Origin of the sequence: Thioalkalivibrio sp. ALE9, from assembly GCF_000377445.1 — a bacterium.
Taxonomy (GTDB): Bacteria; Pseudomonadota; Gammaproteobacteria; order Ectothiorhodospirales; family Ectothiorhodospiraceae; genus Thioalkalivibrio.
This window is the reverse complement of record NZ_KB898127.1, coordinates 48,866-73,338: the sequence shown is the minus strand read 5'-3', so window position 1 is coordinate 73,338 and position 24,473 is coordinate 48,866. Positions and strand designations below refer to the sequence as shown.

Here is a 24,473-nt window from a genome sequence, read left to right as displayed (position 1 = left end):
CCCCACTTCCTTCTGTACATTCGTCCAGCCCTGAGGGGGCAACATGACCGATACCCACTCCTCCCAGAACGAGGTGGACTCCCCCGTCAAGCGCGTCGCGGTGCTGCCGCTTCGCGATGTCGTGGTCTATCCGCACATGGTCATCCCGCTGTTCGTGGGTCGCGAGAAGTCGATCCGCGCGCTGGATTCGGCCATGGCCGAGAACAAGCAGGTCCTGCTGGTCGCCCAGAAGAGCGCCGAGGTCGACGAACCCGAAGCCGGCGATCTGCACGATATCGGTACCCTGGGCAACATCCTGCAACTGCTGCGCCTGCCCGACGGCACCATCAAGGTGCTGGTGGAGGGGGCCCAGCGCGCCCGCGTGATGGATGTTTCCACCACCGGTGATGCCGAGAAGGAGGAGGACTACTTCGTCTCCGACATCCGGCTGATCGACGAGGAATACGACACCGAGGACAAGGAACTCGAGGTCCTCGGCCGCTCCGCGCTGAACCAGTTCGAGCAGTACATCAAGCTGAACAAGAAGGTCCCGCCGGAGATCCTGACTTCGCTGGCCGGGATCGACGACACCTCGCGCCTGGCCGATACCATCGCCGCGCACATGTCCCTGAAGCTCGAGGAGAAGCAGCAGGTCCTCGAGATCGCCAATGTGCGCGAACGCCTGGAGCACCTGGTCGCCAAGATCGAGGGCGAGATGGACGTGCTGCAGATCGAGAAGAAGATCCGCGGCCGCGTGAAGCAGCAGATGGAGAAGTCCCAGCGCGAGTACTACCTGAATGAGCAGATGAAGGCCATTCAGAAGGAGCTGGGCGACCTCGAGGACGCGCCGAACGAACAGGAAGACCTGGCCGAGAAGATCGAGAAGGCCGGGATGCCGGAGGAGGCCAAGAAGAAGGCCACCGCCGAGCTGAACAAGCTGAAGATGATGTCGCCGATGTCGGCCGAGGCCACCGTCGTGCGCAGCTACATCGACTGGCTGGTCAATGTCCCGTGGAAGAAGAAGACCCGGGTCAGCAAGGATCTGGCGCGTGCCGAGAAGATCCTCAACGAGGACCACTACGGCCTGGAAGAGGTCAAGGAACGCATCCTCGAGTACCTCGCCGTGCAGTCGCGAGTGCGCAAGCTGAAGGGCCCGATCCTGTGCCTGGTGGGCCCGCCCGGCGTCGGCAAGACCTCGCTAGGTCAGTCCATCGCTCGTGCGACCAACCGCAAGTTCATGCGCATGGCGCTGGGCGGGGTGCGTGACGAGGCCGAGATCCGCGGCCACCGTCGCACCTACATCGGCTCGCTGCCGGGCAAGATCATCCAGAACCTGGCCAAGGTCGGGGTGCGCAACCCGCTGTTCCTGCTCGACGAGATCGACAAGATGGCGATGGATTTCCGGGGCGACCCCGCCTCGGCCATGCTCGAGGTGCTGGATCCGGAGCAGAACCACACGTTCAGCGACCACTATCTGGAGGTCGATTTCGACCTGTCCGACGTGATGTTCGTGGCCACGGCCAACAGCATGCACATCCCCGGGCCGCTGCTGGATCGCATGGAGGTCATCCGGCTGTCCGGCTACACCGAGGACGAGAAGGTCAACATCGCCCACAACTACCTGCTCGACAAGCAGATCAAGGCCAATGGCCTGAAGCCGGCCGAGATCCAGATCTCCGATGCGGCGGTGCGCGACATCGTGCGCTATTACACCCGGGAGGCCGGTGTGCGCTCGCTGGAGCGCGAGATCGCCAAGGTCTGCCGCAAGGTGGCCAAGCAGCGCCTGCTGGCCAGCGAGAAGGAGCGTGCGCGGACCACGTCGGTGACCCCGAAGACGCTGGAGAAGTACCTGGGCGTGCGCCGTTTCCGCTTCGGCCTGGCCGAGGAGAACGATCAGATCGGTCAGGTGACCGGTCTGGCCTGGACCGAGGTCGGGGGCGAGCTGCTGACTATCGAGGCCAGCGTGGTCCCGGGCAAGGGCAAGACCCAGCAGACCGGGAAGCTCGGCGACGTGATGCAGGAATCCATCCACGCGGCGCTGACCGTGGTGCGCTCGCGTGCCGAGGCCCTGGGGCTGGAGGAAAACTTCCACGAGAAGAAGGACCTGCATATCCACGTGCCGGAGGGTGCGACGCCCAAGGACGGACCATCTGCCGGTATCGGCATGTGCACCGCGATCGTCTCGGCACTGACCGGGATCCCGGTGCGAGCGGATGTGGCGATGACCGGGGAGATCACCCTGCGCGGCCAGGTCCTCCCGATCGGCGGGTTGAAGGAGAAGCTGCTGGCCGCCCATCGCGGCGGGATCCGCACGGTCCTGATCCCCGAAGAAAACGAGAAGGATCTGGTCGACATCCCGAAGAACATCAAGCAGAAGCTCGATATTCGCCCGGTGCGCTGGATCGACGAGGTCCTGGAGGTGGCGCTGACGCATATGCCGGAGGGCAAGGCGGGCGAAACCCCGGAGAAGGTCGAAGAAGTCGTCAAACCGGCCAAGGAATCCGGCCGTCGCCGGGTTCGGCACCACTAAGCGTCTGTAAACGGACGGAAACCGCGGGGACCCGCAGACCGGGGCTCCGCGGTTTTTTGTGGACTGGATCACACCCGTGCGGGGGCGGTCAGGAGATCGCGTTTGACTCGTTTTCCGGGGGCTTGCTATAACCCCATCCGCATCACCTGATTTCTCGCCGAGGGCAGTTGCGGGGCCATGGAGAAAAGGCCTCCGGCTGGTGTAAGCTAGGCCCAGTCCGGCAGAAAGCCTGAGTCACCACTGAGATAAGGAAGCGCTTCATGAATAAATCCGAACTGATCGACGCGATCGCGGCGGAAGCCGATGTCCCCAAGGCCCAGGCCGGCCGGATCGTGGATGCCATGGTAAGTGTTGTTGGCGACACCCTCGCCAAGGGTGACCAGGTCTCCCTTGTCGGCTTCGGTACCTTCCTGGTGCGCGAGCGTGAGGCCCGCACCGGTCGTAACCCGCGTACCGGTCAGACCATCCAGATCGCCGCTTCGAAAACGCCTTCGTTCAAGGCTGGTAAAGCGCTCAAGGATCGAGTAAACTAGCGCGCTTTATCGGGTGCTTAGCTCAGTTGGTAGAGCGTCGCCCTTACAAGGCGAATGTCGGCGGTTCGAACCCGTCAGCACCCACCAAGTGCAACCCTGACCCTGGTTGCACTGCAAGAATACGGAGCGGTAGTTCAGCTGGTTAGAATACCGGCCTGTCACGCCGGGGGTCGCGGGTTCGAGTCCCGTCCGCTCCGCCATCTCCGAAAAAGGCGCCCTTGTGGCGCCTTTTTCTTTTCTTGGCGATTGGGATCCAGGAGAAAAGAAGGTCAAGGGCGTTTGCACCACAGAGGACACGAAGGACACGGAGAAGGGCAAGGAATTCGGGGCCGCGGCAACACGCGGCGTTCCCCCCCTGACACAACTTCATCCTTCCAATCCTACGATGCTCTGTCCTTCCCGCGGATCGCTATCGACTTTCTCCGTGCCCTCCGTGTCCTCTGTGGTGCAAACGCCCTTGACCTGGCCCTTCTTCGTGCCTTCGTGCGCTTCGTGGTGGATAACCCAGGCGCAGACGCGCGCGGGCGCGCCTGCTACCATCGGCGGTCGATTCCCGATTTCCTCTCCACGGCGGAGTGAGCAGAGACCATCATGTTGCAAGCGATTCGTGACCGGGCGAGCGGCTGGCTCGCCTATGTGATCATCGGCCTGATCACCATCCCCTTTGCCCTGTGGGGCCTGGGCGAGTATTTCGGCGGGGCGGGCCCGCTGGTGGCGGCCGAGGTGAACGGCACGGATATCGCGGTGCGCGACGTGCATCAGGAGGCGCGCGCCCAGCGCGACGAAATGGCGCGCATGTTCGGCGGCGAGATCCCCGAGGACGTGCTCGACGAGCAGGGTATCCGCCTGCAGGCCCTGGAGACGCTGATCCGGCAAGAGCTGTTGCGCCAGGCGGCGGATTCCGCGGGCTTCAAGGCCGCCGGAGACAGCGTGCTGCGCGAGATCCGCGGCATGCCGGTGTTTCAGGAAGAGGGCCGCTTCAGCCGCGAACGCTATAGCCAGCTGCTGAACGCCCAGCGGATCAGTCCCGCGGACTTCGAACAGGACATCGCGCGCAGCATTGTCCTGTCGCAGATCCAGCGGGGGATCCAGGCGACCGGCGTGGTACCGGAAAGCCTGGTGGAAGACTACAGTCGTCTGCGCAACCAGACCCGCGTGGCCAGCTGGCGGGTCTTCTCCGCGGACGAGTTCGACCGTCCGGACGTGGTGGACGAGGACGCCATCCAGGCGTACTACGAAGCCAATCCCGATGAGTTCACCACCACCGAGCGCGTACGGGTGAGTTATCTCCGGCTGGATCCGGAGGGCCTGGAGGCCGGGGTCGAGGTCACCGAGGACCAGGTGCGCGAGCACTACCGGGTGAACCGCAGCCGCTACGAGCAGCCGGAGCTGCGCGAGGTGCGCCAGATCCGTATTCAGGACACGGGCGAGGAGGGCGAGGCCCGCATCCGCGAGCTGCGCGAGCGGCTGGAGGCCGGCGAGGACTTTGCCGAGCTGGCCGAGGAATACTCGGAGGACAGCCTGACCGCCGACCGTGGCGGGCGAATGGGCGAGATCGCCCGGGGGGACCTGGGCTCGACGCTGGAGACCGTGATCTTCACCCTGCCGAAGGATCTGATCAGCCAGCCGGTGCGCACCGAGCGAGGCTGGTTCATCCTGGAGGTGACCGCGATCCAGGAGGCCCAGCCGCAGCCGTTCGAAGAGGTCCGCGACGAGGTCGAGCAGGATCTGCGCGATCGCACGGCGGAGCAGATGCAGATTGACGCCCTGGACGACATGATGGCGCTGGGGATCGAGTTCCCCGACAGCCTGGAGCCGGCGGCCGATGCGACCGGGCTGGAGATCCAGACCAGCGACTGGTTCTCGCGGGGCTCCGGGGACGGCATTGCGCGGCACCGCTCCATTCGCAACGCGGCGTTTGATCCGCGGGTGCTGGAAGACGGCCACAACAGCGAGGCGATCGACCTGCAGGACGGCTCCACCGTGATCCTGCGGATCGACGAACACCAGCCGTCCGAGCTGCGCCCGCTGGCGGAGGTGGAAGACACGATTCGCGAGCGCCTGCAGCGTCAGGCGGCGGCCGATGCTGCCCGTGAAGCCGGCGAGGCCCTGATCGAGCGCCTGACCGCGGCGGAGGACTGGGCCTCAGAGGCGGACGAGAACGGGGCCTGGAGTCGCTCGGTCGAGGTCACCCGCGAGCGCGCCGCGGAACTGCCCACCGGCTTGCAGGACCACCTGTTCCGCCTGCCGGCCCCGGGCGAGGGCGCGGTGGAGATCGCCGGTGCCCGGATCGGCGACGGCGACTTTGCCGTGACCGTGCTGGAAGAGGTGCGTATGGGCGAGGACGCCGCCGATGCCGCTGCACGCCAGCAGGCGCGTGACCAGATCGGTAATGCCTATGGCAGCGCCGAATTCCGGGCCTACCTCGCCTGGCTGGAAGAGCAGGCCGACATCAAGCGCTTCCCCGACGCGCTCGACTAGCCTGAGTCGTTGTTTGGAAAGGCCAAGGGACGTAACACCACGGAGGACACGGAGCCCACGGAGAACGTCGATTGTGACTGACTGGACGGGGCGCGGGGAGCGATACGTTTGTCCTGTCTCTCGGAATACCTTCGCGCTAAGCAGTCCCTGCGAATTCTCCGTGTCCTCTGTGCACTCTGTGGTTCAACGCCCTTGCCTTATGGCCGCTAATGCCGAGCGGGTTTGATTGGCCGAGACCGGTTGCAGCCCGAAAACAAGAAAGCCCGGCTCCGCTCATGCGGGCCGGGCTTTTCCATGTCTGCCACGGGAAGAGGCGGCATCGGGGCCGAAGCCCGCGAGCTACTTGTTGTCGAGGCCGATCTCGGCCGCGCCCAGGCCCACCGTGTTGTAGCCGGAGTCGACATACATGATCTCGCCGGTGATGCCGGAGGCGAGATCGGAGCAGAGGAAGGCGCCGGCGTTTCCGACCTGTTCGGTGGTCACGTTGCGCCGCAGCGGGGCATTGGCCTCGACGTGGTCGAGGATGCGCTTGAACTCGCCGATCCCGGAGGCCGCGAGGGTGCGGATCGGGCCGGCGGAGATCGCGTTCACCCGGGTGCTCTCCGGCCCCAGCGTATAGGCCAGGTAACGGACGTTCGCCTCCAGGCTCGCCTTGGCCAGACCCATCACGTTGTAGTTGGGCATCGAGCGTTCGGCGCCCAGATAGCTGAGGGTAAGGATGGAGGCGTCGCGATCCTTCATCATCGCGCGGCCGGCCTTGGCAAAGGCCGCGAGGCTGTAGGAGCTGACGTCGTGCGCGATGCGGAAGCCGTCGCGGGTCATGTTGTCGAGGAAGTCGCCTTCCAGTTGCTCCTTGGGTGCGAAGGCCACCGAGTGCACCAGGATGTCGACGCCGTCCCAGTAATTGTCCAGGTGCTCGAAGACCTGTTCGATCTCGCGGTCATCCTCGACGTTGCAGGGCACCAGGATGTCGGAGTCGAAGTCCGCGACCAGTTTCTCGACGCGATCGCGCAGGCGTTCGTTCTGGTAGGTGAAGGCGAGCTCGGCGCCCTCGCGATGCATGGCCGCGGCAATGCCGTAGGCGATGGAACGGTTGCTGGCAACGCCGACGATCAGTGCGCGCTTGCCCTTCAGAAAACCCATGTGACACTCCTTGGTTCGGATCCGTGCGGACGTACCCGGGCGGGCCGTCTCGACGGCGCCCGCCCGGCTGCGGAACCGGGGACGGGCGCGACTGTCTCCGGGATCATACCGATGTGGTGCTAGTGCGGCCAGCACCCGATGAGCCGAAGCAGGTGGCTTGCTATAGTGCCAGCACCCGCGGTCCCCGCGACCGCTCGCCCGTCATGCCGAAAACAGTGTGGCGGGCGGCCAGCGCAACAACCCGGAGGTCTTGTGAGTCGTCATTTCGGTTGGATCGTGACCCTGATCGTGCTGGGCATCCTGTTGCTGCTGGTGATGGTCCAGATCGACCGCCAGTGGCAGCGCATGGCCTCCATGCAGAACACCATGAGCGAGCAGGCTCGGGACCTGCGGGCGCTGCGGCGCAGCCTGCAGGGGCTGGAGTCGGACCTGGCCTCGGGACGTTTCGCCGGCATGGAGGCCGAGCAGGCCCCGCGGGCGGACGCGGTCCCGTCGGCCTTCCGCCGCGCGGCACGGGCCGCGGAGCAGGAGGACTACGCCGAGGGTGACTGGCTGGTGCAGGCCTTTGGCACGGGGCTCGCGACCATTACGCCGTATGTGTCCTCGGATGCCTATGCCTCCGAGGTGCAGAACTATGTGCTGGAGTCGCTGGTGGTTCGCGATCCGGACACCCTGGAATGGCAGGGTCTGCTGGCCGAGTCCTGGGAATTCGACGACAGCGGGACGGAGCTGACCTTCCGCCTGCGTTCGGGGCCGCAGTTTTCCGATGGCGAGCCACTGACCGCGGAGGACGTCGAGTTCACCTTCGATTTCCTGATGACCGATGCCATCGCGGTGCCGCGGTCGCGCGCGTTCCTGGAGAAGGTCGAGGCCGTGGAGGCCGTGGACGAACGCACGGTACGGTTCGTGTTCGAGGAACCGTTCTTCGATGCGATGCGGGTGGCCGGGGGGCTCGATGTGCTGCCGAAGCATTTCTACGAGCGCTACCTGGAGGACCCCGAGACCTTCAACGAGTCGCGCGGCATCCTGCTCGGTTCCGGCCCCTACCGGCTGGAGGACCCGACCGGCTGGACGCCGGACGCCGGGCGCATCGAGCTGGAGCGCAACCCGCGCTACTGGGGTCCGATCGAGCCGCCATTGGATCGCCTGGTCTGGCGCGTAATCCAGAACGACAGCGCGCGCCTGACCACCTTCCGCAACCGGGATATCGATGTCTACGGCGCGCGGCCGCGTGAATACGCCCGGCTACGTGACGATGAGGCGCTGCGCGAACGCGCGGACACTCACGAGTACATGAGTCCGACGGCGGGCTATTCCTATATCGCCTGGAATCAGCAGCGCAACGGCGAGCCAACGCGCTTCGCCGATCCGCGGGTGCGCAAGGCGATGAGCTACCTGACCGACGTGGACCGGCTGATCGAGGAGGTCATGCTGGGGTATGCCGAGCGGGCGATCTCGCCGTTCTCGCCGCGCAGCGATCAGCACAATCCGGATCTCGAACCGATCCCCTTTGATGTCGAGCGGGCCCTGGAGCTGCTCGCCGAGGCCGGCTACCGCGAGCGTAACCGGGATGGCGTGCTGGTGAACGAGGACGGCGAGCCGTTCTCCTTCGAGCTGGCGTATTTCCAGGACAATGAGGACACCCGCCGCATCGCTCTGTTCCTGCGCGATCTCTATGCGCGTGCCGGAGTGGAGATGCGGCCCCAGCCGACCGAGTGGTCGGTGATGCTGGAAAAGCTCAGTCGCCAGGACTTCGACGCCATCACGCTGGGCTGGACCAGTGGCGTCGAGGTGGATATCTACCAGATGTTCCACTCCAGCCAGACCGTTTCCGGCGGCGATAACTTTATCCACTACCAGAACCCCGAGCTGGACGCGATCATCGAGGCGGCCCGCGGCGAGGTGGACGAGCCGGCGCGCATGGAGCTGTGGCGCGAGGCCGAGCGCATCCTGCACGAGGACCAGCCCTACACCTTCCTGATGCGGCGCCAGACGCTGGCCTTCATCGACCGGCGCATCCAGAACCTGGAACAGACCGCGCTGGGGCTGAACCTCGGGGCGGTGCCGCTGGAGATCTACGTGCCCTTCGAACTCCAGCGCTACGGACAGTAGTCGCCCATGGGCCACGTAGTGGAACCGATCGGCAGGCGGCGCGCGGGATGCTGACCTATATCCTGCGCCGCATGATCCTGATGGTGCCGACCCTGTTCGGCATCACCGTGGTCGTGTTCGCGGTGATGGCGGCGGCGCCCGGGGGCATCAGCGCCCTGACCCTGGTGGAGGGGCAGGGCCTGGAGCCGCAGGCGCAGAAGGCGATGGAGGAGTACTACAACCGCCTCTACGGCCTGGATCAACCGGCGCCGGTGCAGTTCGGGCGCTGGCTCAACAACATCTCGCCGATCGGTTTCGCCCAGGACGCGGACGGTTCACTGACCGGATGGCCGCACTTCAAGGCGCCCAACCTGGGGACCAGTTTTCGCTACGGCCGCCCGGTGGTCGACCTGATCGCGGAGCGGTTGCCGATTACGCTGCTGCTGAACGTGCTGTCGATCCCGCTGATCTACATCGTCGCGGTGGCCGTGGGGGTGCGCGCGGCCACCCAGCACGGCCAGGCCTTCGACTCGCAATCCGGCGTGGTGTTGCTGGCGCTGTGGTCGGTGCCGACCATGCTGGCGGGCGTGCTGCTGATCGGCTTCTTCGCCTCCGACCAGTTCTGGCAGTGGTTTCCCACCGGGGGCATCAGCCAGCGCGCGGCACTGGATATGACCTTCCTGCCGACGGTGGAGGTGGTGTGGGCCCTGCCGCTGCTGCTGATCCTGCCGTTTCTGGGCGCGGCCCTGGGGATCTACCTGGCGCGAACCCTGCCGGCGCGGATCCGTGGTGGGGTCGGGGCCGTACTCGGGGCCCTGTGTGGCTGGCTGATGTTCCGCGACCTGGCCGTTGCCGGGATGGTCAGTACCGGGGTCGCCATGGGGGTCGGCGCCGCGGTCGGCTGGCTGATGGCGCACAGCGACTGGGGGGTGCTGCGCGGCTTCTATCTGGGGACGCTGGGGCTGGGCGCGGGGCTTGCGCTGGCCCTCGGACTGGCGCCGGGCAGCATGGTGCCCGGCTTCCTGCTGGATCGGGCCTGGCACCTGGTGCTGCCGGTGCTGTGTCTGTCCTACGGCGGGCTGGCGTTCCTGGCCAAGCTGTCGCGCTCGGCGGTGCTGGAGAACCTGACCTCGGACTATGCGCGCACCGCGCGGGCCAAGGGGGTCGCCGAGCACGACGTGCTGTGGCGCCACGTGTTCCGCAACTCCCTGCTGCCGCTGATCACCGTGTCCGCCACCCTGCTGCCCTCGCTGCTGGCCGGGTCGGTGATCGTGGAGGCCATCTTCTCCATTGACGGCATGGGCAAGCTGGCGGTGGAGGCCGTGCAGACGCGCGACCGCGAACTGGTGCTGTCGATCACCCTGATCTCCGGGGTGCTGACCCTGGTCGGCTACCTGCTGGCGGACCTCGCCTACGCCATCGTCGATCCGCGGGTGAACTATGACTGAGCCGAGCCGCCATCCGGAAACCGGGGGTCGCCGCAGCCGCTCCTGGGCGCGGCGCGTGGTGGGCGAGGTCCTGCTGCGCTGGGGCGCGCGCCTCGGGATTGGCTGGATCGCGCTGTTGACTCTGGTGGCGATCCTCGCGCCGGTGCTGGCGACCTCCCATCCGCTGCTGGTGCAGACCACCGACGGCGAGTGGGCGATGCCCTTCCTGCGCTATCTGACGGCAGCCGACGTGACGCTGTTCGGTCTGCTGGTGCTGGCGCTGGTCTTCTGGCGCCTGCCCGGGCGGCCCTGGCGACGCTTCGGGCTGTGGGCCGCGCTGGGCGCGGTGCTGGCCGCGGTGGCCTGGCAGACGGTCTCGCCGCCGTCGCTGGTGATCCACGATCAGTACCGCGAGGCCGAGCGCATGGGCGAATACCAGACGGTGATTCGCGCCCCGATCCCGTATTCGCCGCGCGACTACCTGCGCGACTATGCCGATACCGGCCTGGAGGCCCCGCGCGAGGCGCCGGATCGGGTGCACTGGTTCGGCACTGACGACACCGGTGCGGATGTCCTCTCGCGCATGATCCACGCCTCGCGCATCGCGCTGTCCATCGGCTTCATCGCCACCGGGATCGCGCTGGGGATCGGGGTGATCCTGGGCGGGCTGATGGGCTACTTCTCGGGGATCGTGGACATCATCGGCATGCGCCTGGTGGAGATCTTCGAGGCGATCCCGACGCTGTTCCTGCTGCTGACCTTCGTCGCCTTCTTCGGTCGCTCGCTGTACCTGATGATGCTGATCATCGGCCTGACCTCCTGGTCCGGCTACGCGCGCTATGTGCGCGCGGAGTTCCTGCGCCTGCGCCAGCAGGACTTCGTGCAGGGGGCGATCGCGTCGGGGCTGTCGCTGCCGTCGATCCTGTTCCGGCACATGCTGCCGAACGGGATCGCGCCGATCCTGGTGGCGGCCAGTTTCGGGGTCGCCTCGGCCATCCTCGCCGAGGCGACGCTATCGTTCCTCGGCCTGGGTCTGGTGGATGATCCCTCCTGGGGGCAGATGCTGAACCAGGCGGTACAGAGTTCCACCTTCAACTGGTGGATGGCGGCCTTCCCCGGCGGGGCGATCTTCCTGACGGTGTTCGCCTACAACCTGATCGGCGAGGCCCTGCGCGACGCCGTGGACCCGCACGCGCGCTCGGCCGCGCGCAGTGCCAATCGCGATGCCGGCGCGCGTCCGGCGGCCGGTGCCACCAGCGCGACCAGCGGCGGGGTGCGCTGAACATGCTGGAGGTGCGCAACCTGCAGATCCGTCACCGTGACAGCGAGGCACCGCTGGTTGCGGAGGCGAGCTTCGCCATCCGCGGTGGCGAACTGTTCGCGCTGGTCGGGGAGTCGGGTTCCGGCAAGTCGATCACCGCGCTGGCGATCATGCGCCTGCTGGACGAGGGCTTCGAGCGCCCCACGGGCGAGGTCTGGCTGGCCGGGCGCGAGGGACGCCAGGAACTGCTGGGGCTGCCAGCCCCGGCGATGCAGCAGGTACGCGGCGACCGAGTGGGGATGATCTTCCAGGAGCCGATGACTTCGCTGAATCCGGTGCTGACCGTGGGCGATCAGATCGAGGAGGTGCTGCGTCTGCACCGCCCCCAGATGAGCCCGGAGCAGCGCGCCGCGCGCACGCTGGAGGTGCTGCGCGAGGTGCAGCTGCCGAACCCCGAACAGCGCCGCGACGAGTATCCGCACAAGCTCTCCGGCGGGCAGCGCCAGCGGGTAATGATCGCGATGGCGCTGGTGGCGGAGCCGGACCTGCTGATCGCGGACGAGCCGACTACCGCGCTGGACGTGACCATCCAGGCCGAGATCCTGAAGCTGATCGACCGCCTGCGCGAGAAGAACGGCATGGCGGTGCTGCTGATCACCCACGACTTCGGGGTGGTGGCCTCGGTGGCCGACCGGGTGGCGGTGATGCGCGAGGGGCGGCTGGTGGAGCAGGGCGAGTGCCTGCCGTTGTTGCGCGACCCGCAGGATGCTTATACGCGCAAGCTGATCCAGGCCCTGCCGGAGAATCTGCCCCCGCTGCCGCCGGTGCCGGGCGCCGGACGCAATGCGCTGCTGCAGGTCTCCGGGCTGCAGGTGCACTTCCCGGTGCTCAAGGGGCTGATGCGCCGCCAGGTCGACGTGGTGCGCGCGGTGGACGATGTCAGTTTCGAGCTGGAGAACGGCGAGGTGCTGGCGGTGGTCGGCGAATCCGGCTGTGGCAAGACCACCCTGGGCCGGGCCATCCTGCGCCTGGTGGAACCGACCGGTGGCGAGGTCCGCTACCGCGGCGAGTCGCTGACCCGCATGCCGCGCAAGCCCCTGCGCCGACTGCGGCGCCACCTGCAGGTGGTGTTCCAGGACCCGGCCTCGTCCCTGAATCCGCGCCTGAACGTGCTGACGCTGCTGACCGAGCCGATGGCGGTGCACGGCATCGGGGCGGACGTGGACGAACGCATCGCCCTGGCCGGGCAGGTCCTGCAGCAGGTGGCGCTGCCGGAAGATACCCTGTGGCGCTATCCGCACGAGTTCTCCGGCGGTCAGCGCCAGCGCATCGCGATCGCGCGGGCCCTGGTGCTGGATCCGGACGTGATCATCTGCGACGAGGTCACCAGTGCGCTGGACGTGTCGGTGCAGGCCGAGGTGTTGCAGATCCTTGCCCGGCTGCGGGCCGAGCGGCGTCTGGCGATGATCTTCATCACCCACGACATGGGCGTGGTCGAGTACTTCTCCGATCGCATGCTGGTGATGCACGACGGACGCATGGAAGAGATCGGCGCCACCGAGGAGGTGCTGGCCAGCCCGAAGGCCGAGTACACCCGCCACCTGCTGGACGCCGTGCCCCGCGTCTCGCGCTACCTCTGAACCGGGCGAGCCGGCGGCAATGTGCCTTGGTGCGGTCGTTTTGATTCACCACGAAGGCACGAAGAAGGTCAAGGGCATTTTTGCACCACAGAGGAGACCGAGTGCACGGAGAAGACCAAGGGCGGTTTGTAGTGGGCTGGCAATCGGTCTTGTCCTGGGTGATATCCAGGCTCTCCGCTTCTCGAGGGTTGGTATGACCGCGATCACACTCCATACCAGAAGAAACCTTCGCGAGCTTCCTGTCTTCCTGTGACCCGCCCTTCTCCGTGTCCTCCGTGCCCTCTGTGGTAAAAAAGCCTTTCGCGGCCTCCAGGCCACAGCGGGCGGCTATTTCTGGCAGGTGGGGCAGTAGCTGCTGGCGCGCTGGCCGATGCGGCGGGTGCGCAGTACATCGGCGCAGACGTGGCAGGGTTCCCCGGCGCGGCCGTAGACGTGCAGGGACTGGCGGAAGTAGCCGTGGGTACCGTCCTCGCGGAGGAAGTCGCGCAGGGTGGTCCCGCCCTGCTCGATGGCCTCGGCCAGTACGGCCTTGATGTGTGCGGCCAGGCGCTGGTATTCCGCGCGGGTGACCCGGCCGGCCGCGCGACCGGGCCGGATGCCGGCGAGGAACAGGGCCTCGGTGGCGTAGATGTTGCCGACCCCGACCACGATGGCCTGGTCCATGATGAAGGCCTTCACCGGGCCACGGCGGCCGCGGCTGCGCAGGAAGAGGGTGTCGCCATCGAATGCGGGGTCCAGGGGTTCCGGGCCGAGCTCAGCCAGGAGCGGATGCGGGGTGCCGTCGTCCGGTAGCGGCAGACAGCAGCCGAAGCGGCGCGGGTCATGCAGTCGGACCTGATAGCCGTTGTCGAGGTGCACGATCAGGTGGTCGTGGCGCCGCAGTGGTGTCTCCGGCGGGCAGTAGCGCAGGCTGCCGGACATCCCCAGGTGCAGCAGCACGCCGGCGCGATCCGTCTCCAGCAGGAGATACTTGGCCCGGCGGGCCAGTCGGTGGACCTGCGCGTCGGTCAGTCGCCTGGTCAGGTCTTCGGGGACGGGCCAGCGCAGGCGTGGCTCGCGGACCTCGAAGGCGGTGATGCGGCGCCCGGCCAGCAGGGGTTCCAGTCCGCGTCGGGTGGTCTCGACCTCGGGCAGTTCAGGCATGCACGCCCTCGATCTCCAGCAGCAGCTCGCGGCGGCAGATGTCGCCGCGCACCCACTGCACGATCGGACCCGGGTGGGCCGCGTTGTAGTGTTCCGCCAGCACGGCCGCGACCCGGGGGCGGTCCTCCGGGCGGCGCAGGTAGACACGCAACCAGGACGGCCGGGGCAGCTTGCGCCCGGCGGTATTGTGCAGGGCCTGGAGGTTGGCGAGGGTCTCGCGCGCCTGGGCCACTACGTCGTCCGGGTGCCGGCTCTCGTGGCCGACGATGCTGGCGGTGCCGGAGAGCAGGATCAGCGGGCCGTCGGCCGTATCCAGTTGTGTGGCGCGGGCAAAGGTCGGGCTCTTCGGGCTGTAGCGCGCCGGGTAGTGGTAGGCGCTGACCTGGCGCGGGTTCTCCAGCGGTTTCGCCGGTGTCCGGGTGGCGATCAGGTAGATCACCAGCTGGCGCCGGTCGCCACCGATCGCGGTGGCGGCCGGCATGCTGGCCAGCGGGACCTGCAGAGCCTCCAGGGCGGCGGCGCGCCCGACACAGAACGCCTGGTAGCGTTCCAGTCCGTCCTCTTCGCCGTGGATATCGCCGAAGAAGTTCCAGATGCGCGCCAGGTGTTCGTAGCCGCGCGTGCGGCAGGCGGCCAGCAGCGACTGGTAGGCCTGTTCGGTCTGCTCCCGCAGCCCGTGGTCCGGGCCGGTCCAGCTCGCAAACAGCACATCGTCGTGTTCCAGCAGGTGCACGGGGCCCTCGCGGGAGGAGCGCGGCGTGCCGGGGGCGGTCCAGTATTCGACATAGTCATCCGGCGCCAGGGGGCTCAGTCCCGGATGGATCTCGAGGGTGCCGCGCGCGGCCTCGATCCCTGCGGGCTCGCGCAGCCGGATCCGCAACCCCGTGTCGGGGCCACTCGCGGCTTCCGGCATCAACTGGCTGCGCAGGGTGAGGGGCATGGTCTAGTCCGAATGTTTCATGAATTCGCGCGACGATCGCACAGGGGATTTTCCGAGGAGGCGCCGTATTGGGCTATACGGCCGACTGACGAAGATCCCCTGTGCGGCCAAGAGACCAGCGAGGGCGTGCGCAGTTCATGAAACATTCGGTTTAGGGCTCCGCCAGGGATGCGAGAAGGTCCTCGGTCCAGCGTACGGCTTCCAGGTAGAGGCGGCTGGAGACCGGCGCGGGGACGGGGGCATTCGCGCTGTCGGGCGGCAGCGCGGGGCCCTCGAAGGCGGCAATGGTCGCCAGCAGCGGCGCCAGCGGGCCGCTCCCCTCCAGCAATGCCTGTTCCATCTCCGTGGACAGGTGGAGTTCGCCGAGGATGCGCCGCAGCGGCACACCCAGCACCCGGTCCAGGCCGGACAGCATGCCGAGCGTGAAATAGCGCTCGCATTCCTCCGGGGGCAGGCCCAGGGCGCGGGCCATCAGCATGCCCATGCGGGCGCGGATCATGACCTGTTCGAGACCGTGGCTCTGGCCGTCGGCGCCGCGCAGGACCATCAGCATCGCCAGGCGCTTGATTCGCCCCTGGCCCAGCCGCAGGATCGCGTCGTACAGGGAGTCCGTGGCCCGCCGGCCCCGGTAGGCCGGGCTGTTGGCGAGGCGCAGCAACTGGATCGCCAGCCCCGGTTCGGCGGCGATCAGGCGCTCCAGTTCGGCCGGCGTGGGATCGGGTGCCTGCAGGGCCTTCAGCAGGCGCAGCAGGGCGAGCTCCAGGCTCTCCAGGCGCTGCCCCTCGATCACGTGGGGGAAGGACAGGTGAAAGCCCTGGAACAGGCTGAACCCGAGGTGTCGGCAGCGCGCATAGTCCTCGGCGGTCTCGACCTTCTCGGCCAGCAGTTCCACTCCGAAGCCGCGCAGGGTGTCGACTTCCTGCTCCAGGCGTTCGCGGCCCAGGGTCAGCACGTCGAGCTTGACGAGATCGGCCAGCTCGACCAGTTCCGCGTGGCTCTCCTGGAACTGGTAGTCGTCGAGCGCAATGCGGAAGCCCCGGGCCTTCAGGCGTCGCACGGCGGCGACCACCTCGGTGTCGATCTCGACATCCTCGAGGATCTCCAGCACCACCTGCTCCGGTGGCAGGCTGGTGATGACGTCGTGCTCGAGGAAGCCGCGGGTCAGATTGACGAATGCCAGGTGCTCGCCGACGAGATGCTCCAGCCCGATGTCGATAAAGGCGCTGCGCAGGAGATCGGAGGTGGCCAGGTCGCCGTCGGTGACCGAGGCGGTATCCATGTGCCCCGCGCGAAAGAGGAGCTCGAAGCCGATCAGGTTCTCCTGATCGTCGAAGATGGGTTGCCGGCCGACAAAAATTGGTTGCATGCTTGCGTCAGGTGAACACGATCAATCACGGATGGGCGGCCACGACGAAGTGCGGCAGGCCGGCTCGGGAGGAACACACGCACCATGGATTCGATTGATGCGCCATTTGGCGAAGTCGTGGAGTTGCGTCAGATCCTGCACGACTCGGGGGTTCCGTTGCTGCGGGTTATTATCCGCGATGGCGAACGTTATACCAAGATCGAACTGGACCCGGCGACCGCGCATCGTTGGGGGCGCGTGATGACGCGCTGGGCGGAGACCGCCGCGGAGGGCAGCGCGGCATCCGGGAAGGGTGGTCAGCCGGATCCCGTTTGAGGATAGGCCCCGGGTACGCGTTGCGGTGCATCCGGGGCTTCCGGCCACGCAGACACAACACGCAGACACAAAAAGGGCCCGGCACCGCGTGAGCGGGCCGGGCCCTTTTTCGCCCGGGATCAGGCAATCGTGCCGGGAGGCGCGATTACTTGATCTTGGCTTCCTTGTACATCACGTGCTTGCGGACGACGGGATCGAACTTCTTGATCTCCATCTTCTCGGGCATGTTCCGCTTGTTCTTGGACGTGGTGTAGAAGTGGCCGGTGCCGGCGGAGGACACCAGGCGGATCTTATCGCGTGCGGACTTGGCAGCCATCGTGAAGCCTCCTTAGACCTTTTCACCGCGGGCACGGCAGTCCGCCAGGACCGCGTCGATGCCGCGCTTGTCGATAATGCGCATGCCCTTGCTGCTGACGCGCAGGCGTACGAAACGGTTCTCGCTCTCCACCCAGAAACGGTGGGAGTGCAGATTGGGCAGGAAGCGCCGCCGCGTCTTGCGGTGGGCGTGCGAAACGTTGTTACCGGTCGCCGGGCGCTTGCCGGTCACCTGACATACTCGGGCCATCGGGGGACTCCGGAATTTGGGTCTACCAGAAAGACGGCGGACTATAGCGCAGCCCCGGGGCCGGTGCAAGGGAAAACCGGGTCTGCCGCGGCGCGCTCAGTTGGCCCCGGGGGCGCAGTGGGCCCGGACCCGGGGCGCCACGCCGCATTCGCGGGCCCAGGCCAGCGTCGCATCCAGCGGCATCGGCCGGGCGATGCCGAAGCCCTGGGCCGCGTCGCAGCCCCATTGTTGCAGGGTGTCCAGGGTGGCGGCGTCCTCGGCCCCCTCGGCCACCACCTTCAGCCCGAGATCGCGGGCCAGGCTGATGCTGGCACGGGTGATCTGGGCATCCACCGCGTGTTCCAGCATCTGGCGCACGAAGGCCTGATCGATCTTGAGGGTGGTGACCGGCATCCGCTTGAGATAGGCCAGCGAGGAGTAGCCGGTGCCGAAGTCGTCGATGGCGAGCGCGAGCCCGGCGGCGGTCAGGCGGTTGAGGGCGGTGATCACCTCGTCCGGATCGGCCATCAGGGCGGTCTCGGTGAACTCGAGTTCCAGGGCGCAGGGGGGCAGGCCGGAGGCGTGTACCTGTTCCAGCAGATGATCGGCGAACGCCGGGTCGAGGAAATTGCGTGCGGAGATGTTCACGCTGACCGGCATGGCCAGGCCGTGCTCGCGCAGGGTGGCGAGGTCCGCGAGGGCCAGGCGCAGGACGCGGCGCGTCAGCTCGTGGATCAGTCCGGTGCGCTCGGCCTGCGGGATGAAGTCGCCCGGCGAGATGCGGCCGCGCGTGGGGTGTTCCCAGCGCAGCAGGGCCTCCAGCCCGATCAGCTGCCGGGTCTCCAGGTCCACCTTGGGCTGGTAGTGCAGGTGCAGCTGGCCGTCGTCCAGGGCGCCCTGAAGCTCGCCGAGGAGCTCGACCGTATGCAGGCTGTGGTCGTCACTGCGCCGGTCGTAGCTGCGGTAGCGCCGGCCCGAGTGGCTCGCCTGGTGCATGGCCATCCAGGCCTTGGTCAGCAGCCGGGTCGGCTCGTCCTGCTCGTGGAAGGGGAAGGAGGAGAGCCCCGCGTGGGCCCCGAGATAGACCGGGATGTCGAAGACCTCGAAGGGGGCCTGCAGGGCGTCGATCACGGCCTGGGTCACCGCCAGGGCCTCCTTGCGCCCGCGGTGCGGCAGGATCAGGGCGAAGTGGTCGTCGTGGATATGAAACACGTCGGCCCCGGCAGGACCGGCCACGCCCTGCATGCGGTCGGCAATGCCGCGCAGCAGGGGGCGCTCGGCGGTCAGGCCGAGGGCGCTGATGCTGTCCTGGTAGTTGTCCATTTGCAGGCTGATCACGAACACCCGTGTGGCGGCGGCCTGCGGGGCCTCGGCCTGGCGCATCAGCTGCCGGACGTACTGTTCCAGCGACTCGCGGTTGGGCAGGTTGGTTACCGGGTTGGTGTAGGCCTGCTCCAGCAGGCGGGCGGAGTGCCGCCGCAGGGTGTCGAAGAGCCAGCCGGAGAAACCGCCCAGCACCACGTAGATACCCGTGCGCGTAAGCCAGTTCAGGGCAGGCTGGGCCGCCCCGGTGGCGGTGTCCAGGGGCATGAAGGGCCCGAGGAGCAGGCCGGCCAGCAGCCCGAAGGCCAGCCCGCCCCACAGGCCGAACAGGGCCGCCCCCAGCAGCACCGGGATCAGGATGAAGTTGAGGTAGGCGGTGGAGGTGCCGCCGGTCTGATAGACCAGCAGGGTCACCAGTGCCATCAGGAGCGCGGCGGCGGCCGCCCCGGCGATCCTCCAGCGTTTGTGGATGCCTTGCGAGCGCCCATGCGACCAGGCGTGGTACGGGGATGCCCCCATTCCGGTTCCTTCGGCTTGCGCCATGATGTCGTGATCCCCTTATAGACGTTTCTCGCGCGGGCGGGGGCATAATCCGGGCCGATGCATCCGGGCGGCGGGTCGCTGTTGCCCGTCGCGGGGGCTTGGTAGCATCCGGGGATGGTACGGACTTTATTCTCCAGGACGGGGCGGCATGGCTGATCGGCGGTTGCAGGTCTTTCTAACGGTGGCGCGGCTGTTGTCCTTCACCCGCGCCGCCGAGGTGCTGCACATGACGCAGCCGGCGGTGACCTTTCAGGTGCGGCAGCTGGAGGAACAGCTGGATACCCGGTTGTTCGATCGCAATCACAATCGGGTGACACTGACCGATGCCGGGCGGCTCGTGCAACGCTATGCCGAACGCATCTTCGATACCTACGGCGAGCTGGAAGCCGCCCTGCGCGAGCTGAAGGGCGCGAATGGCGGGGCGCTGGTGATCGGGGCCAGTACCACGGTGGCGGAATACATGCTGCCGGCCCTTCTGGGGGCCTTTCGTCGCGAGCATCCGGATATCGGCATCCGCCTGCGGGTGGGCAATACCGAGAGCGTGGTGCTCATGGTCGAGGAGGGCAGCGTGGATCTCGGTATTGTCGAGGCCCCGGTGACCCACCGCAGCCTGCAGGTGCAGCCCTGCCTGGTCGATCAGTTGCGCCTGATCGTGCCGCCGGATCACGAACTGGCCACGCGCGAAAGCGTTCGCGTCGCGGACTTCATCGAGCGTCCATTCATATGCCGCGAGGAGGGTTCCGGGACCCGCGAGGTCATCATGGAGTACCTTGGGCGCGCCGGGTACGACCGCAGCAGCCTGCGGGGTTGCATGGAGCTGGGCAGTTCGGAGGCGATCAAGGGCGCGGTGGTGGCCCGTATGGGGCTCTCGGTGCTGTCCGAGGCGGTGGTGGCCAAGGAGCTGGAACTGGGCGAACTGGTGGCACTGCCACTGTCACCGCCGCTGGAACGGCCGATCTCCCTGGTGCACGCGCGGCAGAAGTTTCGCGTGCCCACGCTGGAGGTGTTGATGCAGTTCCTGCGCGGATACTGCACGGCAGAGGAAAACAGGGGCTGAAGTACGCGGTGCGGTCCGCGATACCGGGCGACCGCGCCGCCGTCATGGGTCCTGTTCGCCGGTCGGAGTGACGCCGCCGCGAGCCGGCCCCGATCCGTGTTTTCCTCACCCGGACCCGAATACAAAATCAGGATTGACGCGACATGAAGAACTACTGCGTAGTGCAGCATACCTATTCCGAGTTTCTCGGACTGATCGAGTCACAACTGGAAAAACGCGATATCGGTTTTTCCTACTATCGGCCGTTCGTGGGGCAGGACCTGCCCGGTTCCGCGGCCCAGTTCGACGGGCTGTGGCTGCTGGGCGGCGCCTGGCCGACCGCGGATCACGAGGAGAACCCGCAGGTCCCGGACGAGCTGTCGCTGATCGACATCTTCCGCCGTTCGAAGCGCCCGGTGGTCGGGATCGGCATGGGCGGTTTGCTGGTGGCCGAGCAGGCCGGTGGTACCGCGCACGAGGACCCGATGTATCGTGCGCGCTTCGTGACCGCGCACAAGACCGCGGCGGGCGAGGGCGACGAACTCGCCGAGGCCCTGGATGGCCGACGGGTACTGCAACTGGTCAATGGCCGGGTCGACCTGCCGGACGGCGTGCAGCCGGTACTGGTGGACGACGACGGCGACTGGCTGGCGATCCGCCCGGATGAACTGACCTATGGCATGCTGTTTCGGCCCGAGATGAAGCCCGGGATGCTCGAGGACATCATCATGGAGGCGCGCCACAACCCGCCCCCGAATATGGGCGAACTCCTGGGCGAGGCGCGCATGGAATGGGGCGAGATGCAGAAGGTGACCGAGGACGTGATCGTGGCCCTGGTGAAGGCGCTGGGCCTGATGCAGGAACGCCGCAAGATGCCGGTGTTCAGCCTGAAGATCGAGGACGAGGGATGATTCCACCGCTCGGCACGGGCAACGAAGGGGGCCTGCCCGGTGGGGATCTCGGGTCGGTGCTTGGCGGCGCACGCAAGAAGGGCCGTGAGGACCCGGCGCGGGCGATCGCCGAGATCGCCGCGCGGCTGTCGCCCGAGGACCAGGCCAGCCTGCTGAAGTTTGCCCGTTTTCTGGAGCAGGAATCGCCGGCCCCCGCACCGGAGCCGGTGCCCGAGCCGGAGCCCATTCCGCGGCCGGAAAACGAGTCGGTGATCAAGGCCATGCGCCGCCTGTCGGCGACCTACCACATGCTGGATCGCTCCAAGCTGCTGAACGAGACCTCGGCCCTGATGGGACAGCACGTGATGCAGGGGCGCCCGGCGGTGGAGGTGATCGACGAGCTGGAGGTCGTCTTCCGTACCCATTACGAGAAGGCGGTGGCCCAGGATCCGACCCGTTCCGCGGACGGGGATGACCCGGAGGCGGGGGGCGCGTCGCGATGATCGACATCCTGCGTCAGTGGTACCAGCGTCATTTCACCGATCCGCAGGTGGTGATCCTGGCGTTTCTGCTGCTCGCGGGATTCCTGGTCATCATCTTTGCCGGGCGCATCCTGGCGCCGCTGCTGGCCTCGCTGATTATTGCCTACCTGCTGGAGGGGGCGGTGCGGAGACTGGTCCTCTGGCACATCCCGCGTATCCTCGCGGTCACCTGCGTGCTGCTGGCCTTCCTGGCACTGACCGTAGCGGCGCTGTTCAGTGTGGTGCCGCTGATGTCGGCCCAGGTCACCCAGCTGGTGCGCGAACTGCCGGGCATGATCTCGGAGGGCCAGAACCTGCTGCTGCAACTGCCCGAGCGCTACCCGCAACTGATCACCGACGAACAGGTCCTCGAGCTGATGGGGGCCATCCGCGCCGAGGCGACCCTGCTGGGGCAGCGCGTGGTGTCCTTCTCGCTGTCCTCGGCGCGGCACATCGTGGACGTGGTGATCTACCTGATCGTGGTCCCGCTGATGGTGTTCTTCATGCTGAAGGACCGTGACCTGATCCTCGGTTGGGTGCGCGGGTTCATGCCCCGGGATACCCATCTGGCCAGTCAGGTGTGGCGGGAGGTGAACCTGAAGATCGCCAGCTATGTGCGCGGCAAGTTCATCGAGATCGTGATCGTCTGGGCGGTCACCTTCCTGACCTTCAACTGGTTCGGGCTGGAATACGCGGTGCTGCTGTCGTTCATGGTGGGCATCTCGGTCATCATTCCCTATATCGGCGCGGCCGTGGTGACCATCCCGGTGGCCGCGGTCGCCTATTTCCAGTTCGGCCTGAGTTCCGAGTTCGCCTGGGTACTGATCGCCTACGGGGTGATCCAGTTCCTCGACGGTAACGTGCTGGTGCCGTTGCTGTTCTCGGAGGTGGTCAACCTGCACCCGGTGGCGATTATCGCCGCGGTGTTCGTGTTCGGCGGCATCTGGGGGCTCTGGGGGGTGTTCTTCGCCATCCCGCTGGCGACCCTGGTGCATGCGGTGATCAAGTCCTGGCCACGGGCCCAGCAGCCGCCGCCCGAAACCCCGACGGACGGCGAGGTCGGTTCGGCCGAAGCCGTCACCAAGTAGCCTGAAATCCCGGACCTCCGCCGCGCCCGCCCGCGGGCCCGGCGGCTGGTTGGTCCCCATTCGATAACAAGAAGAACGCATGACCGGAACCGAGATCCTGATGAACGTGACGCCCCAGGAGAGCCGTGTGGCCCTGGTGGAGAACGGCGTCCTGACCGAACTGCACCTGGAACGCACCCGTCGCCGCGGGATCGTGGGCAACATCTACAAGGGCCGGGTGGTGCGCGTGCTGCCGGGCATGGACGCGGCCTTTGTCGACATCGGCCTGGAGCGCACGGCCTTCCTGCACGCCTCCGACGTGGCGCCGGTGGAGCGCGAGGAACTCAACGGCCATGCGCTGTCGGGCGGGGAGGCCCCGGCGGCCGCCGCGGGCAACGGGACCGCCAATGGCGGCGCGGCGCCGGCGCGCGAGGGCATCCGCGAACTGCTGCGCGAGGGGCAGGACGTCCTGGTCCAGGCGGTCAAGGACCCGCTGGGGTCCAAGGGCGCGCGCCTGACCACCTACATCACGCTGCCGTCGCGCAACCTGGTGCTGATGCCGAACCAGTCGAATGTCGGGGTGAGCACGCGCATCGAGGACGAGGGCGTGCGCGCGCGGCTGCGCGAGTCCATCGAGCAGCTGCGTGACGAGCTGGCCCCGCAGCACGGCTTCATCGTGCGCACCGCCGCGGAGCTGGCCGACTACGAGGCCCTGTACAACGATACCGCCTTCCTGAAGAAGGTCTGGGACAGCCTGCAGGAGCAGGCCGCCAGCGCGCCGCCGGGGACCGAGGTCTACGCCGACCTGCCGCTGGTCGAGCGCATCCTGCGCGACATGGTGGGAGTGGATATCGAGCGCATCCGTATCGACTCGCGCGAGACCTATCAGAAGGTCTGCAGCTTCGTCGAACGCTACCTGCCGGAACTGATCGGGCACATCGAGCATTACCCCGGCGAGCGCCCGATCTTCGACCTGTTCAACGTCGAGGAGGAGATCCACCGCGCCCTGGAGCGCAAGGTGGAGCTGAAGTCCGGTGGCTACCTGATCTTCGACCAGACCGAGGCGATGACCACGGTCGACATCAACACCGGCGGCTTTGTCGGTCATCGCAAGCTCGAGGAGACGATCTTCAAGACCAACCTGGAGGCGGCCCAGGCCATCGGGCGCCAGCTGCGCCTGCGCAATCTCGGCGGGATCATCATCATCGATTTCATCGACATGCAGGACGACGAGCACAAGCGCCAGGTAATCCGCGCGCTGGAAAAGGCGCTGGAACGGGATCACGTGAAGACGCAGATCTGCGACGTCTCGCCACTGGGGCTGGTGGAGATGACCCGCAAGCGTACCCGCGAGAGCCTGGAGCACCAGATGTGCGAGCCCTGCCAGGTCTGTGGCGGGCGCGGCTACCTCAAATCGGCGGAGACCGTCTGCTACGAGTTGTTCCGCGAGATCCTGCGCGAGGTGCGCCAGTACGACGCGCGCGAGCTGCGGGTCCTGGCGTCGCAGAACGTGATCGACCTGCTGCTGGACGAGGAATCCGCCGCGCTGGCGGAGCTGCAGAGCTTTGTCGGCATCCCCATCCGCTTCCAGGTGGAGACGCTCTACACCCAGGAACAGTTCGACGTGGTCTTCGTCTGAGCTATACCTAATCTAGATGCTCGCCCGGTGCGGGCGATCGTCGCCAGCGGGGAGGGAGAGA

At 67.0% G+C, this 24,473-nt stretch carries 20 protein-coding genes and 2 tRNA genes; 15 read left to right on the top strand and 7 right to left on the bottom strand.

What is annotated here, in order from left to right; all coding sequences use genetic code 11:
• The first annotated feature begins 43 nt into the window (after positions 1-43).
• The 5 genes from lon to D106_RS0109235 all read left to right on the top strand — a co-directional run bounded on the left by lon (position 44) and on the right by D106_RS0109235 (position 5,523).
• Positions 44-2,509: an endopeptidase La gene (gene lon / locus D106_RS0109260; RefSeq protein WP_018867495.1), complete on the top strand. Its 2,466-nt coding sequence runs from the start codon at positions 44-46 to the stop codon at positions 2,507-2,509.
• Between the two features lie 260 nt (positions 2,510-2,769).
• The gene (locus tag D106_RS0109255) at positions 2,770-3,042 is read left to right on the top strand and encodes an HU family DNA-binding protein (protein WP_017940837.1); all 273 of its coding nucleotides are present in this window, start codon (positions 2,770-2,772) and stop codon (positions 3,040-3,042) included.
• 11 nt (positions 3,043-3,053) lie between these two features.
• Positions 3,054-3,129 (top strand) — tRNA-Val (locus tag D106_RS0109250).
• A 36-nt stretch (positions 3,130-3,165) separates the two neighbouring features.
• A tRNA-Asp gene (locus D106_RS0109245) sits at positions 3,166-3,242 on the top strand.
• 391 nt (positions 3,243-3,633) lie between these two features.
• A complete protein-coding gene (locus D106_RS0109235) occupies positions 3,634-5,523 on the top strand; it encodes a SurA N-terminal domain-containing protein (protein ID WP_018879870.1) in 1,890 nt (629 codons plus the stop codon).
• A gap of 339 nt (positions 5,524-5,862) precedes the next feature.
• Here the strand turns inward: D106_RS0109235 and D106_RS0109230 are convergent, their stop codons facing one another.
• Positions 5,863-6,666, bottom strand: a complete 804-nt coding sequence (locus D106_RS0109230; RefSeq protein WP_018867493.1) for an enoyl-ACP reductase — start codon at positions 6,664-6,666, stop codon at positions 5,863-5,865.
• A gap of 252 nt (positions 6,667-6,918) precedes the next feature.
• Between D106_RS0109230 and D106_RS0109225 the strand changes: the two genes are divergently transcribed.
• Genes D106_RS0109225 through D106_RS0109210 form a run of 4 tightly spaced genes read left to right on the top strand, consistent with a single transcriptional unit; the run spans position 6,919 to position 13,085 of the window.
• A complete protein-coding gene (locus D106_RS0109225) occupies positions 6,919-8,778 on the top strand; it encodes a peptide-binding protein (RefSeq protein ID WP_018867492.1) in 1,860 nt (619 codons plus the stop codon).
• 47 nt (positions 8,779-8,825) lie between these two features.
• Positions 8,826-10,205 carry an ABC transporter permease gene (locus D106_RS0109220; RefSeq protein WP_018878515.1) on the top strand — a complete coding sequence of 460 codons (1,380 nt, stop codon included), beginning with the start codon at positions 8,826-8,828 and terminating at the stop codon, positions 10,203-10,205.
• Positions 10,198-11,466 (top strand): ABC transporter permease, encoded by a 1,269-nt coding sequence (locus tag D106_RS0109215; RefSeq protein WP_018867490.1) that lies wholly within the window; start codon positions 10,198-10,200, stop codon positions 11,464-11,466. The genes D106_RS0109220 and D106_RS0109215 overlap by 8 nt, the downstream gene beginning before the upstream one ends.
• A gap of 2 nt (positions 11,467-11,468) precedes the next feature.
• Positions 11,469-13,085 (top strand): ABC transporter ATP-binding protein, encoded by a 1,617-nt coding sequence (locus D106_RS0109210; RefSeq protein ID WP_018867489.1) that lies wholly within the window; start codon positions 11,469-11,471, stop codon positions 13,083-13,085.
• A 327-nt stretch (positions 13,086-13,412) separates the two neighbouring features.
• Here D106_RS0109210 and mutM read toward each other — a convergent pair whose 3' ends face one another.
• From mutM to D106_RS0109195, 3 genes are all read right to left on the bottom strand, one after another.
• Positions 13,413-14,228 (bottom strand): bifunctional DNA-formamidopyrimidine glycosylase/DNA-(apurinic or apyrimidinic site) lyase, encoded by an 816-nt coding sequence (mutM, locus tag D106_RS0109205; RefSeq protein WP_018867488.1) that lies wholly within the window; start codon positions 14,226-14,228, stop codon positions 13,413-13,415.
• On the bottom strand, positions 14,221-15,168 hold the full coding sequence (locus D106_RS0109200; protein WP_018879869.1) for a hypothetical protein: 948 nt from the start codon (positions 15,166-15,168) through the stop codon (positions 14,221-14,223). Before D106_RS0109200 ends, mutM begins: the two co-directional genes overlap by 8 nt.
• A gap of 151 nt (positions 15,169-15,319) precedes the next feature.
• Positions 15,320-16,534, bottom strand: coding sequence for an EAL and HDOD domain-containing protein (locus D106_RS0109195; protein WP_018879868.1), 1,215 nt, complete (start codon positions 16,532-16,534; stop codon positions 15,320-15,322).
• Positions 16,535-16,618: 84 nt separating this feature from the next.
• On the opposite strand from D106_RS0109195, the gene D106_RS0109190 reads away from it, so the two are divergent.
• Positions 16,619-16,849: a hypothetical protein gene (locus tag D106_RS0109190; RefSeq protein ID WP_018867485.1), complete on the top strand. Its 231-nt coding sequence runs from the start codon at positions 16,619-16,621 to the stop codon at positions 16,847-16,849.
• A gap of 145 nt (positions 16,850-16,994) precedes the next feature.
• On the opposite strand, the gene rpmG is transcribed toward D106_RS0109190, so the two are convergent.
• The 3 genes from rpmG to D106_RS0109175 all read right to left on the bottom strand — a co-directional run bounded on the left by rpmG (position 16,995) and on the right by D106_RS0109175 (position 19,235).
• The gene (gene rpmG, locus D106_RS0109185; RefSeq protein WP_017941410.1) at positions 16,995-17,165 is read right to left on the bottom strand and encodes a 50S ribosomal protein L33; all 171 of its coding nucleotides are present in this window, start codon (positions 17,163-17,165) and stop codon (positions 16,995-16,997) included.
• Positions 17,166-17,177: 12 nt separating this feature from the next.
• Positions 17,178-17,414 (bottom strand): 50S ribosomal protein L28, encoded by a 237-nt coding sequence (gene rpmB, locus D106_RS0109180; protein ID WP_017941409.1) that lies wholly within the window; start codon positions 17,412-17,414, stop codon positions 17,178-17,180.
• A 96-nt stretch (positions 17,415-17,510) separates the two neighbouring features.
• Positions 17,511-19,235, bottom strand: coding sequence for a bifunctional diguanylate cyclase/phosphodiesterase (locus tag D106_RS0109175; RefSeq protein WP_018879867.1), 1,725 nt, complete (start codon positions 19,233-19,235; stop codon positions 17,511-17,513).
• Positions 19,236-19,407: 172 nt separating this feature from the next.
• On the opposite strand from D106_RS0109175, the gene D106_RS0109170 reads away from it, so the two are divergent.
• The 5 genes from D106_RS0109170 (at position 19,408) to rng (ending at position 24,412) form a co-directional block, all read left to right on the top strand.
• Positions 19,408-20,316: a LysR family transcriptional regulator gene (locus tag D106_RS0109170; protein ID WP_018879866.1), complete on the top strand. Its 909-nt coding sequence runs from the start codon at positions 19,408-19,410 to the stop codon at positions 20,314-20,316.
• A gap of 143 nt (positions 20,317-20,459) precedes the next feature.
• Positions 20,460-21,206 (top strand): type 1 glutamine amidotransferase, encoded by a 747-nt coding sequence (locus D106_RS0109165; RefSeq protein ID WP_018877133.1) that lies wholly within the window; start codon positions 20,460-20,462, stop codon positions 21,204-21,206.
• Positions 21,203-21,688, top strand: a complete 486-nt coding sequence (locus D106_RS0109160) for a hypothetical protein (RefSeq protein WP_018879865.1) — start codon at positions 21,203-21,205, stop codon at positions 21,686-21,688. The genes D106_RS0109165 and D106_RS0109160 overlap by 4 nt, the downstream gene beginning before the upstream one ends.
• Positions 21,685-22,794 carry an AI-2E family transporter gene (locus D106_RS0109155; RefSeq protein WP_018879864.1) on the top strand — a complete coding sequence of 370 codons (1,110 nt, stop codon included), beginning with the start codon at positions 21,685-21,687 and terminating at the stop codon, positions 22,792-22,794. The genes D106_RS0109160 and D106_RS0109155 overlap by 4 nt, the downstream gene beginning before the upstream one ends.
• Positions 22,795-22,873: 79 nt before the next feature.
• The gene (gene rng / locus D106_RS0109150) at positions 22,874-24,412 is read left to right on the top strand and encodes a ribonuclease G (RefSeq protein ID WP_018879863.1); all 1,539 of its coding nucleotides are present in this window, start codon (positions 22,874-22,876) and stop codon (positions 24,410-24,412) included.
• Positions 24,413-24,473 lie beyond the last annotated feature (61 nt).